This is a genomic window from Legionella dresdenensis, from assembly GCF_042649825.1.
GTDB lineage: Bacteria > Pseudomonadota > Gammaproteobacteria > Legionellales > Legionellaceae > Legionella_C > Legionella_C dresdenensis.
The window spans coordinates 220,759-233,663 of sequence record NZ_JBHSAB010000023.1; the positions used below are offsets into that span (position 1 = coordinate 220,759).

The following is a 12,905-nucleotide window of genomic DNA, read 5'->3' on the forward strand; positions in this document are numbered from 1 at the left end:
GAAAAGAGTCGTAACAGCCCAGTGACCGTCGCAATAACTTACCTTTCGGCCTGCATACCGCGCTTTATGCGCGGTATTAAGGCTTAGCGGCCATCTGTTTTTCCTGCTGGCAAACCCGTGCCGTTGCCCGGACAAAAAGTAATCGTATATTCATTCGAGGCAGAGGCAGCGCACTGGAATGTGCTTGCCTTGTCATCGTATGGATAAGAGTAACTTGTAGGACAAGCCTGCTTCATCCATTGAATCAGCGGCTGAACATAAGTCGTCCATTGCGGATCGACCTGACCGACTGGACAAGACGCTGATGGATTGGCAATACCTGGCCAGTCAGTACATCCGCAACATTGCGAAAGTTGCTGCGCGTTATAGCCGGAATAATTCAAATAACAGCTGTTAAAAAGCGGCGCGCTTGAACTCGGCGGCGAACACTTCAATAACTGAGTCAACGTATATGTATTGGATGGGAACGGATTGCTTAACATTTGATTACAGCTAAAATTATCGCCAAATGGAGAACTAAAGCTCGGACTGGTCTGGCAGATTTGATTTGCAGCCCAGTACCCCAGGAAGCTACCGCAATTTTTGACGAACGAGTTGCTGTTTGGATTAAAGGCCAGGCCGCATATCTTGGTGGCATCACTACACATATTCTGGCTGGTGCAACCAACACCGGTATTGCTGACCCAATAATACATATTGGTTGGCGGAGTCACATTACTGTAATTGCATGCCTGTAAACTGCCTGCTGCAACATTATTGCCCGCTGTACCGCAAGTATAATTTGAAGCAGACTGGCTTGTTGCCATCGAAATTGGCATGGAAAAACCATTCACGTTACTGATGTCATAGGTATCAACACTTCCAGCCCCGACTAACTGTAAAGTAAATTCGGCTTCAGTGGCCGGTTGCTGGAATCCGACGCCGGCTGCGCAAGAAGTTGTTCCGCCATTGCTTTGACAATCATTATTCAGGCAACTGGAACCGTTGCATTGAGTACTGGCAGAAATTAATCCCTTCCACAGCACCTGATCGCCAGGCGTTGATGCCGCTGTCTGGATAATCTGTGTAGTCGCGGTGCCGCCGTTTGAAGTCAGCTCATAAGAACCGGTTTGCGGCCCGTAATTATTAAAATAACAGATTTTTGATGCCGTATTGCAGGTAGAACCACTCGGACAATCGCTGTTGCTGCTACAGACCGGCGTATTGGTAATCGCCCCGCCAACCATTGACCACCAGACATTAAAATTACAATTATTAATCAGGTGAATTGTGCGGATATTATTAATGGCGGTAACAACATTCGTAGTCGTAGACGTCTGTGACGATAACCCTGGCGTAGACGCTGTATGATAATTCACTAATAATGAAATAATCACGCCATTGTGGGCGCTGGCAGGCGCTGTATAGGTTCCGCTTAATTGACAACTTGCATTATTTGGCAATACCTGTGCCGTACAATTGTCGCCGCCAGCCGGTGTCGGTACAAAATTGCCATCAGCGCCTCCCGAAGGATAACTTGTGACATGGTTATCGATAGTAATATCGTTACCGCTTTTATTGGTACACAATAATGTCGCCGGCGCACTGGTATTGATTAAAACTTCTGACGCCAGCGGATTGGCTGGCTGGCAGATAAGGCCGCTGCTCTGACCATCGCCGACAGTCGAGGTACTTAATGTCACTGGACTACCCTGAGAATAGGAAAGCGTAGCAGTGATAGTCTGCGGCCCTGCTGACATTGCAGTGAATGTTCCTTCGACATAACAGCTGTTGCCAGGCGCGGTATTAGTTAATGACAAGCCGCAATTGGTATCATACGATGAGCCGGAAACAGAGATATTAATACCCGTTATAGGAAAGGTATTATTATTAGTAAAGATAAATCGCCAGGGCGCACTGGTATTAATGCCTAATGTTGAAGGCAAAGCAGTGGCAATGTCGCCAACCACAGTATGGCTGCCGCCTTGCTGTACCGCAATCGTATATAATTGAGGTAAGGGAACACGATCGTTACCATAAGCCTGTATTAATTGAACTGTTTTACTTCCCTCAATGGTCGGATTCAAATAAATGGTCACATTGCAGGTTTCTCTATAGGCAAGCCGTTTTCCAGTACAGAGATCCTCATATGAAAACTCTGAACCAGAATTACTGGTTTTTTCAATAATTAAAGGTTTTACCATGGTGGCTGGAATTTGGTTGGTGAACGTATATGAGGCGACGTAAGTACCGCCGTCAACCAGAATTTCAGCTGGAAAACTTTGCTGCTGCACCCATTTTACAGGATCAATCCCCGCGACAGAGCACGTAGAAACTGCAAATAAACTTAATGCCTGTATTGTGTTTTTTATTAATGTCATTTTATTTTACTCGATATTATTTCTGGTATGAAACTGCGCGGCCTGTATCAAACAAATACGTCAGGCCTAACAGAAATGCGTTGGCGTGATAGTCGCCATAATTCAAGTGTTGCGTTGCCCAGCTGCTTGCTCCTGCTGCGGATGATGATTTTCCCAAGCCGCTATATTGATATCCGGCATTAATAATAAATTGTTGATTGAAGCGGTAGTCAAGTCCAGCCCCTACTATCCAGGCAAACCGGGTACTTGAATTATTGCCATAAGCTGGCGATATTCTGGGCGTCACCTCCGGTAAGGCGAACTCGGTATATTTGCTATTAGTATTATACTTTATCCCGATTCCGCCATTAATATAAGGAGAAAAGCGCTGATATTCCATGAAATTGAATTTGGCATTAACCAAAGCAAGATTGGAGGCAGTTTGCCATTCATAATTATAATTGGTGAATTCAGGGAGGGAATATTGCATAACCTGACCGTTGATGTGCGAGGTGAAAAAATGCTGATACTGGATACCCAGCGAAAAAGCGCTCAACACGGCATGAGAAAGTTGCCACCGCAACCCTGCCTGCACTGCTAACAGAGCCGCGGTATTCGGATTATTAGCAGTATAAATATCACGATCCAAAGGTGAGGGAAGATCTGAACCATTGTTGACAGTCGTTACTGACTCGCCCATTTTGGCTTTATAGACACCGCCTTGTAAATTCAAAAACCAATTGGCGCTATTTGCCAAATTGTTACCTGCTGGTGCGATATTAGCAGTACCGGCAAAGCAATAACTACTGACGCCAAGCAATATAATTGCTTTTGAAATCAATTTCATAATCATCCTTGAGTCCATTTTGTCAAATTATTCTATCAGGTTATAAAAAAGCTTCAACGATAGACATTTTATTAATATCCTTCTGGTAATGACATCAGGCTTGCATTTCCTCCGGCGGCCGTGGTGTCAACAGTATAGGTTCTTTCGTGGCAAAGGCGCAGTAAATAATAAGGCCCGCCTGCTTTGGGACCAGTTCCGGACATGCCCTCTCCGCCGAATGGTTGCAATCCGACTACCGCACCGATCATATTGCGGTTAACATAGCAGTTACCTGCATGAATACGCGAGCGGATATATTCCACGGTCTGATTGATCCGGCTGTGAATTCCCAGAGTCAAGCCGTAGCCTGTATTGTTAATGTCATCAATTACCTGATCCAAATCTTTCCGTTTATAGCTGACAACATGCAACACAGGACCAAATACTTCGCGTGGTAAAGATTTTATTGAATCGATAGCAATAGCTACTGGCGCCATAAAATAGCCTGAGTCACATTCTTCCGGCAAATTGCATTGATAAATAATATCAAATTTTTGTGCCATTGCCGTAACATGGGCTTTTAAGCCAGCTAACGCTTCCTCATCAATAACTGGCCCAATATCAGTAGCCAGCCATTGCGGATCGCCTATTTCTAACTCTGCCATTGCCCCTTTTAATAATTCAATCATGCGTGGGTATACTTCTTCCTGAACATAGAGCACACGTAACGCGGAACAGCGTTGGCCGGCGCTGCCGAAAGCAGAAGTCAAGGCATCCATCGCGACTTGCTCCAACAAGGCAGAGGAATCGACGATCATAGCGTTCTGGCCACCGGTTTCGGCCACCAGAGGTATAATCTCTCCCCCTCTTGCCGCCAACGTCTGGTTAATTAAATTAGCTGTCTGAGTCGAACCGGTAAACACCACGGCTTTAATCCGCTGGTCGGCAACTAATGGTGCGCCAACCGCTTCACCAGTACCCGGTAACAGCTGAATAGCTCCAGCGGGAAAACCGGCTTTATGCATTAAACTTACTGCAAACGCAGCAATTAAGGGTGTTTGTTCCGCTGGTTTGGCAATCACGCAATTACCTGTGACCAGCGCTGCTGCAACCTGGCCGGTAAAAATCGCTAACGGGAAATTCCAGGGACTAATGCAAAGTACCGTACCTCGGGGATGCAGTGATAGTTCGTTAAGCTCACCCGTATAACCGTGTAAACGCATTGGCTCTGCCATTAATTTATTTGCCTGAGCCGCATAATAACGGCAAAAATCAACCGCTTCCCGAACTTCAGCAACACCGTCGCTCCAGCTTTTGCCTGCCTCCAGACATGTCATCGCCAGTAAAGTAGCCGTATTTTCCTCCAGCAATTCAGCAAAACGCTCCAGCAAGGCGGCTCGGTCTGTAACGGGCGTATTACTCCACTCTTTAAACGCCTTCTGGGCATAAGTAAGGGCATTTTCAATATCATCAGGCGAAGCATCAGCAACCTGGCCAATGATCCGCTCGGTTTTCTGGGGTGAGGCAACATTGCGTCCTATCTGGCTTTTTTCTTTACCGGCAATCATGGGTTTAGCCTGCCAGCCGCCTAAAGTCATTTCACTGTATTGCTGTTTTAACTCTGCAATTACCGCCCGATCAGTCAAATCCAAACCAGCAGAATTCTGACGCTCAGGCAAAAAGATAGAGGCCGGCAAGGGAATATTCTGATTAATCTTGCTTAACAACTGACTGGCCTTGCTTACTGGATCTTCGACCAATTCGGCAATGGGCGCTTTTTCATCAACAATACGATTTACAAAAGAGGAGTTGGCGCCGTTTTCCAATAATCGGCGTACCAGATAGGGCAATAAATCCTCATGGCTGCCAACAGGCGCATAAATGCGGCATGGAATGCCAAAACGGTTTGCCGGAACGATTTGTTCATAAAGCTCTTTGCCCATACCATGCAGGCATTGAAACTCAAAATCACGGTAATTCCCAACCAGATTTAAAATCATGGCAACGGAATATGCATTATGCGTTGCAAATTGCGGATAAATCACATCCGTCATCGTCAACAGCTTTTTGGCGCAGGCCTGAAAAGAGACATCGGTAAAAACCTTGCGGGTAAAAACCGGATAATCACCAAGCCCTTGCATTTGTGTTTTTTTGATTTCACTGTCCCAGTATGCGCCTTTAATTAACCGCACCATCATGCGGCGTTTCTTTCTCCGAGCCAGTTCTGCTACCCAGTCCAAAAGATAAAAAGCACGTTTCTGGTAAGATTGTACCGCCATCCCAAAACCATTCCACCCATTTAAACTATCGTCATTAAATACGCGCTCGATAACATCCAGTGATAATTCAAGCCGCTCTGATTCCTCAGCATCAATTGTCAGTGCAATATCGTACTTCTTTGCAGCTTGCGCTAAAGCCAGCAGTTTTGGCGGCAATTCTTCGAGAACGCGTGCTTTTTGCGCCTCCTGATAACGCGGGTGCAGAGCAGAAAGTTTAATAGAAATACCTGGACGTTGATAAATGGTCGTGTTTTTATCAACCTTATTGCCAATGGCTTCAATGGCCTTGGTATAGGCAACCAGATAACGGGCAGCATCCGCTTTGGTCAGTGCGGCCTCTCCTAACATGTCATAAGAATAGCGATAGCCAATTGCTTCTTTTTTCTTTGCCCGGGTTAACGCCTCTTCAATAGTGCGTCCCATGACAAACTGCTTACTCATAATCCGCATCGCTTTTTCTACAGCCTTGCGAACAACCCCTTCCCCGCTGCGGTTAATTAATTTCCGTACGGCCTTGCTTAACAAAGAATCAGCGCTTTCAGGGGTCAGCACTTTACCAGTCAGCATTAATGCCCAGGTGGTCGCATTAACAAAAAACGAGTCGCTTTGTCCACGATGCGCTTTCCAGTCAGCCGAGGTCAATTTATCTTTAATCAGGCTGTCTATGGTCGCATTGTCTGGAACGCGTAATAAGGCTTCTGCCAGGCACATTAATGCAATGCCTTCATCACTGGACAGCGCATATTCTGTTAAAAAAGAATCTATACCAGTGCTACGCCTGCGTTCATTACGCACCTGCTCAACCAGTGCAGTTGCCTTAGCACGGGTTTTGGCCAATGTTTCATCGGGTAAACCGGCTTTCTCGATCAGCATGGTCATTATAGTCAGCTCATTCATGCGATAAGCATCATTAATGACTGCGCGAGTGCCCTGTGGAAGTTGCGTTGCGTAACGTTCCAGCATTTTTACTCTCCATTTATAGGTATCCAAAGATAATAATTCAGAACCTTGCGAATTGAAATATTTAGTGTAGAATCGCCGCATTATTTCGTCTTTAGATGCCGATAATTAGCCGTTTTTTTATCTAACTGATAACTTTTCTTACTAAAAAATGGCTTTTTTTAGCCTATTTTTGTATAAATTTTGCACTAAAACACCCTGAAAAACGGCCTGAACGGCAAGCATTTAACCATTAACCTTTTGAAATGCTTAATAAATCCATCTCCTGACCAATCATCTTTCTTGTGATTTTACATTTGTTGCAATTGTAAATATAATAACCAGCCTTTGTTAAACAATTAACCAAGAAAAAGGAGAGAATGGAGAAATGAGCAAAATCTTAAGCATCCTTTCTGCGCTGATTTTTTCAGGCAGTACGACGAATTCTCCGGTGCCAACCGCAACCCATACCGATCCCAATGTTTCAGTCCAGGTTCAGCACCTTAGCGTAAAAGCCCCACAACTCAATAAACAAGTTCTTACTTTGGCTTTAAATGCTTATAATAAAGCATCTATAAAAGGCAATGTGAAAAAGCCGATGTTAACAGTGATTGATTATTCACTGCCTTCATCAAAACAAAGAATGTGGATCTTTGATATCAGCAAAGAAAAACTGCTCTATAACACGTATGTCGCCCACGGTAGAAATTCAGGCATGGATATTCCACGCCATTTCTCCAATCAGGCTTCCAGTAAAGAAACCAGTCTTGGAACTTACGTTACCCGCGATACTTATATCGGTTCAAAAGGTTTGGCATTGAATTTACAAGGTCTGGAACAAGGCATTAATGACAACGCTTACAACCGTCGGGTTGTTATTCATGGCGCCTGGTATGTTGAGCCCGATTTTATCCGTAAAGCAGGCCGTGCCGGTCGCAGTTGGGGATGCCCATCGATTGCAAAAACTCTTGCAAAACCGGTAATTAACACTATCAAAGGCGGTTCTGTTGTTTTTGCTTATTATCCTGACAAATATTATCTCAGCCATTCAGGCTACGCAGTCGCATAAAAAGTAAAAGCCAAGGTTTTTAGGCCTTGGCTTTTTTCGCAGTCTTCCAATTTCAGAACGTCCTGTCCTGAATATCTTCCTTGACACGTATCATTTCCATATGATTACAAATCCATTTGTAAGACCTCAGATCCTTTGAAGTCCATGATTAGAATTTAGCAAGTGAATCGTGGATCTGCAAGCTGCTAAAACTCCATCAATTAAGCTTTACATTTAAGCATAAAATTAAATTTTCCTTTAAAATCAATGAATTGAAAAATAAAGAGCAGTTTGCACAAGCGATTTCTCCAGATTTCTTCTATTGAATTGAGAAATCTCTTGGGGTGCGCCAAGCAGAATGCAGCCTTGCTGCAGTACAGCGTAATCAAGGTTTTAGTGATGAAATGCAGGAAATTAACCCAATAAAGGGCAAGGCTTGCTTATCTTCGGGATTATGATAATTTATAGCCAATATTTGTAGAATAAAGGCGACATAAATGAGTCAACAAAACGTTTCAGCAAAGAAAGATAAACAAATTATTATTGACTGGCTTATTGAACACTTCCCCAATGCCTTTTTTAAAAAAGGGAGTCAGGTAAAACCATTGCAGATTGGGATTTTCGATGAAATTGCCGAGTTCTATGATCGTCTTGAAGAACCCCCTTTCAGCAAAAAATCCCTGCGCGAAGGCTTAAGCTATTATAGCTCTTCACCTGCTTATTTGAATTGTCAGAAAGCCAACACTGCCCGAATTGACTTATATGGCAATGAGGTGGATGTGGTGACTGAAGAACAGGCAAAATATGCCTATCAAAGATATCAACAGCGATATGCGGAAAAGAAGAAATAATCAGCGCTTAAATCGAATGTTGGGCTTTACAGCCCAACCTACATTAAGAATTCAAATTTGGACCATACCTACCCTTTGCGGCAAGCCAATAAATAATTAACAGCCACGGAATCCTGCAGACTAGCGGTGTGAGTAAACGGATTATAGGAAATCCCCTGCATACCAATAACTTCAAGCCCTGCCGCTCTGACCATTCTTGCCAACTCAGCCGGTTTGATAAATTTATTGTAATCATGAGTCTGGCGCGGTAACAAATTCATCACATATTCCGCAGCAACGATAACTGATACATAAGCCTGGAAGCTCCGATTAATTGTAGATAAAAACAAATACCCATCTTTTTGCAGCAACCGGGCGCAATGATTGATTACTTCCTGCGGACAGGCCACATGCTCAAGCATTTCCATACAGGTTATTACGGGATAAGGAGCAGCCTCATAATCCTCGATAGGCGTGCATGAGTAATCAATGGTAATTCCAACACTTTGAGCGTGCCTGTCTGCAACCGCAATCGCTTCTGATTCGGCATCGATACCCGTTGCTATGGCACCGGTACTAGCCATCGCTTCTGTTAAAATACCTCCACCGCATCCGACATCCAATACCCTCTTGCCAGCCAAAGCAGCATACCGGGATATAAAATCAAGGCGTGCCGGATTAATATCATGTAAAGTTCGTAACGCGCCATGCTTGTTCCACCAGTGTTCGGACAGGCTGGCAAATTTGGCAATTTCCCGATTATCAATAGTTGATTTAGTCATGATGACAACTCAATAAATCCAGTGGCTTAAAAAACTCAAGCACTACGGGATTGGTAATAAAACTTAAATTATAAGGATGCTCGGCGATTAAACACTCGAACAATCTTGCCTCCGGCACTTCTGCCGCTATTTTGCCAAACAGAATAAACTGGATAGGCTGCTCAAGGGCGCTTAATTGCAAAAATAAACTGGTCATAAATGGCCGCCAGTGTCTGGCATGGTATTTCACTTCGCCAACTCTGAAAACAAGGGTGGCGTTTAATAATAAGAACCCTTTGCGGATCATAGCGCGAAAAAACTGCTCGGCTGTTTTACAGTAAGGCGCTTTGTCAAGCTGGGCAATGGCGCTTTGTGATAAATCGTCACGCAAATCACCACGGGCAATCAACAGCATTTTCATGATGTTGCGTAAAGACGTTGCCCGGTTCACTTCCTTGCTAAATCCTTTATCGCTCCAGAGGCTGGTCACTGCCTCATCCCAAAAGGCATAACCATTGGCCGACTGCGGTCTGGGGTAAGGTGATTCGCCCAGTAAAATATACCGGGTTGCAGACAGCGGCTGGCTGAATGCTGCAAACAGATTATTATAACCCGGCAGCCAATCCTTTTGAGTTACCAGTTCGCTTAAATAAGCGGCATCCATACAACCCAGCGCATTTTTAAGCATGGCATGCCATTCCGGGTGTGTATTTTGAATTAGTGAGTCCAAATAAAAAACCTCTAAAGCGCAGACTAATACCGGGTATGTCCTTCCCGCACAGGCGGAAATCCAATGCCAGATGAATTTAATCTAACTAAAATACCAAATCGATAAAAAATATACTAGAATAACTGAATTACATCATAATTTCTTAATAATTTTCAAGTAAACTATAGAAGTAAGCAAATACAGGAACTTGTATGGTTAATCGGTCTAGCCCCCCAAACAGGAAAATTACCAGTGAGAAACTGCACAATAAGAATTGCTGGCGCTTTATTCACCAATTGACTATTCCATGGGTCATGGCTGAGCAAGATTCGTCTTCCGAGAAGGGTAACCACATACAAGTTAAACCTTCTGATGTAATTTTATCTCGCTTTCAAGCTAAAGATCCCGAACTTTGCGACGAATTATACCGTGTCCTGGTTGATGCGGAATACCACGCTGATCACGCTTATGCCGATCTTTATAAGAGAATTAACGAATATGTTGAAGAAAATATAACTCTTTTTATTCCAGGCACAGCTAAAAAACCCAATGAAGCGGTATACAAGGAAACCATTATTTCCCAGTTGACCAATCAAAATAGCCGCGAATCATCAGAACATAGCATCCTTGAAAATTTTATTGCCTCAATCTATAACAATAATAACGACATTCTTGAGCTTGCTTATGACACGCTGAAGGAGGTTATCCAGGAACACCGCCCTGTAAACCAAAGACTTACTAATACTATTTCCCGCGCTATTGCAGATCATGGCGTTCGCATAAACAAACATAGTATTTCACCTGCTGATGCCGGTTCGCTAAGCGGGCGGTTCAGGTCCCTGGTATCGCCAAATTTTAAACCGCAACACACAACCAGCTTGCCGACTATCAAAAATTACCGCTACAAAACCCAACAAAAACCCATTGAGTATCGTATTGGCACTCAAGGCCAACGTCATAATGGAGAGGAGCGTGTAAGCCCGTTATTTATAGCCTGGCTTGATATTCAGCGAAAAAATGCCGTACCCACTAAAATTTCACATATTTATTTTAATAATCTTGGGCTTGATCGCGAGCACCATGATATCGAAGGGTCAAAAGAGAAAAAATTAAGTACAGTATTGCATCGCCTGGAAGAAAAGTTCTCGAATCTTGTGGTAATTACACTACCTGCCGATAAAGGCATTATGAGTGAAGAACATTGTTTTAGTACAAAAAAAGAGATTCCTTTCCAGAACGAATTTAACCGCATTATAAATATTGCCTATCAGAGAAATACCTCAAAATTTGGCGCAAACGATTTTTATATTAGTCCACGAGCCAGAAAATTATTATTTTGTGATGAGAATGATGATTATTCACCTCAAGTTGAATTAGAAATTCTGCAGAATTTGCTGAACAATAGCATCGCCCGGATGGGCTTAAGCAATCAGAATTTGTTAAGCCGTGCCGATTGTCAGGCAATCTGGGTAGATTTTACCAAATTTGCCTTGCCAGATTATATTATCAGAACCCTGAATCCTGACGGGTTTAACTTTTCCTGTAAAGACGCAATCGACAGAGCCGCCTCTTCTTCAATCTATTACAATTTGATGAAATCAATTGAAGCAGACGAACCCTTAACCCGAGAGGAGTTTGAACGAGGCTTGCATGCTGCGGCAATTGTTGTGAAAGGCCGAGGCATGAACCATCATATCAATCTGGTCTGGAATGCTATCAACTCCTATGTCAATACTAATTACGACTCAATTGAAAAAAATCCTCAACTGAAATGGCTGATTACCTGGCGCGATTTTAATTGCCCTCCTGAAAGGGTTGAAGAGCTGCTGCCTTTGCGTATTCAACAATGCAGCGCACAATTGCAAAAAATAAAAAATAGCAATAATAAAAAAGCTATCAGTAAAGGACTTGAAGTACAAACAAATATGGCTCAAATGCTGGAATACGGAGAATCGATAATAGAAGATTTAAATAAACAAAATAAAAACAAAGTCAGCGGAAAATGCTTATTGCTTGAGATAGTCAGCATGACACCTGAAGTAGTTACTAACCCTACTAATCGCAATTTGAACGAATATGCAAGAGCCGCCCAACAGGCTACAATCCGCTTTCCCCGATTGCAATACTATTTTTCTGGCTTTATGATCGCCCTATTCCGATTACTCTACTACCCCACCTGCGGTTATACCAACTCATTTATCAAATCATGGAGCGCAACCAGAGAAGCCGGCAATGACGCCATCACCCGGAAACATATGATCTCACTCATTAACAATCTTAAAAATGTAGGGGAGCAAATGTTGCAAGGTGAGCTAAATCAGACGGGTGAAAACCTGGCAAATAATCCCGAATTGGATATAGACTCCAGTTCATCAACCTTGATATAAAATAATCACGCCCTAATTAGTCATTGACAATAACTATCTGAAAAACTGAATTTACCTTCATTATAAACAACATATAGACTTTGTATCGCTCAGGAATGCTATTTTTTGCCATTTAAAGAGCTGGTTCGCTTTGACCCGGATCTGTAATTTAACCCCGCTTTAACTATAAAAGCGCTTATTAAAAGCGCTTTTTTTCTATTAGGCTTAAGATATTTGAGGTGATGGTGTTTGGCAGCTTTCACTGGATAAGAGCGAATTAATACCCGAACCAACCACATCAACGGTGTTGACCAGTGGGCTTGTAACTGCGGCAAAGGCATAGACCAAGCCTTTTAATAAATCTACACCAGTTTTGATGGCAGAATCTTTGACAGCTTTGCGATTTGCGGTTAATACAGACAGAAGTATAGCAACTGTATCAATTACTAATTCAACAAGCTTTACAGCGACCATTAAGCTAAAAACCAGAGGCGCGGTAATTGGTGACACGATTTTCCTGAAGGTATCACCAGAGTCTTTGCAAGGTTGGAAGAACCCATAGAAAGGTTTAGTGTCATTGACAGCTGTAGTAGAGCCTTTTCTTAATTCAAAATCTAAAATCAAATCACCCATCGCTCCTCCACCTGCGAACAACAATATTTCCGGGAAGATGCTTGGATCTATGTAAGGTATGCTCATATTAAACTCCGGTTGTAAAGTTCAAAATCATCTTATCAATGTAGTATTAAGAGAATATTAATTAGCTTTGCGCCGTTTATGAGGACTTTTGTGCCGGCCAGTTTTTTAA

The 12,905-nt window shown here is 43.1% G+C and carries 9 protein-coding genes; 3 read left to right on the top strand and 6 right to left on the bottom strand.

What is annotated here, in order from left to right; translation table 11 throughout:
- Positions 1–83: 83 nt before the first annotated feature.
- From ACFORL_RS10125 to putA, 3 genes are all read right to left on the bottom strand, one after another.
- On the bottom strand, positions 84–2,360 hold the full coding sequence (locus ACFORL_RS10125; RefSeq protein ID WP_382343637.1) for a thaumatin family protein: 2,277 nt from the start codon (positions 2,358–2,360) through the stop codon (positions 84–86).
- A 16-nt stretch (positions 2,361–2,376) separates the two neighbouring features.
- Entirely contained in the window at positions 2,377–3,186 is an 810-nt protein-coding gene (locus ACFORL_RS10130) for an outer membrane protein (protein ID WP_382343639.1), read from the bottom strand.
- Between the two features lie 71 nt (positions 3,187–3,257).
- On the bottom strand, positions 3,258–6,407 hold the full coding sequence (gene putA, locus ACFORL_RS10135) for a bifunctional proline dehydrogenase/L-glutamate gamma-semialdehyde dehydrogenase PutA (RefSeq protein WP_382343641.1): 3,150 nt from the start codon (positions 6,405–6,407) through the stop codon (positions 3,258–3,260).
- 364 nt (positions 6,408–6,771) lie between these two features.
- Here putA and ACFORL_RS10140 point away from each other — a divergent pair, with 364 nt between their 5' ends.
- Entirely contained in the window at positions 6,772–7,452 is a 681-nt protein-coding gene (locus tag ACFORL_RS10140) for a murein L,D-transpeptidase catalytic domain family protein (RefSeq protein ID WP_382343643.1), read from the top strand.
- A gap of 476 nt (positions 7,453–7,928) precedes the next feature.
- On the top strand, positions 7,929–8,282 hold the full coding sequence (locus ACFORL_RS10145) for a ProQ/FINO family protein (protein ID WP_382343645.1): 354 nt from the start codon (positions 7,929–7,931) through the stop codon (positions 8,280–8,282).
- 68 nt (positions 8,283–8,350) lie between these two features.
- On the opposite strand, the gene ubiG is transcribed toward ACFORL_RS10145, so the two are convergent.
- Both ubiG and ACFORL_RS10155 read right to left on the bottom strand, forming a co-directional pair.
- Positions 8,351–9,043: a bifunctional 2-polyprenyl-6-hydroxyphenol methylase/3-demethylubiquinol 3-O-methyltransferase UbiG gene (gene ubiG / locus ACFORL_RS10150; RefSeq protein WP_382343647.1), complete on the bottom strand. Its 693-nt coding sequence runs from the start codon at positions 9,041–9,043 to the stop codon at positions 8,351–8,353.
- Positions 9,036–9,710: a uracil-DNA glycosylase gene (locus tag ACFORL_RS10155; protein ID WP_382343692.1), complete on the bottom strand. Its 675-nt coding sequence runs from the start codon at positions 9,708–9,710 to the stop codon at positions 9,036–9,038. The genes ubiG and ACFORL_RS10155 overlap by 8 nt, the downstream gene beginning before the upstream one ends.
- Positions 9,711–9,943: 233 nt before the next feature.
- Here ACFORL_RS10155 and ACFORL_RS10160 point away from each other — a divergent pair, with 233 nt between their 5' ends.
- Complete coding sequence (locus ACFORL_RS10160) at positions 9,944–12,118, top strand: hypothetical protein (RefSeq protein WP_382343649.1); 2,175 nt, start codon at positions 9,944–9,946, stop codon at positions 12,116–12,118.
- A gap of 204 nt (positions 12,119–12,322) precedes the next feature.
- On the opposite strand, the gene ACFORL_RS10165 is transcribed toward ACFORL_RS10160, so the two are convergent.
- Complete coding sequence (locus tag ACFORL_RS10165) at positions 12,323–12,796, bottom strand: hypothetical protein (RefSeq protein WP_382343651.1); 474 nt, start codon at positions 12,794–12,796, stop codon at positions 12,323–12,325.
- Positions 12,797–12,905: the final 109 nt, after the last annotated feature.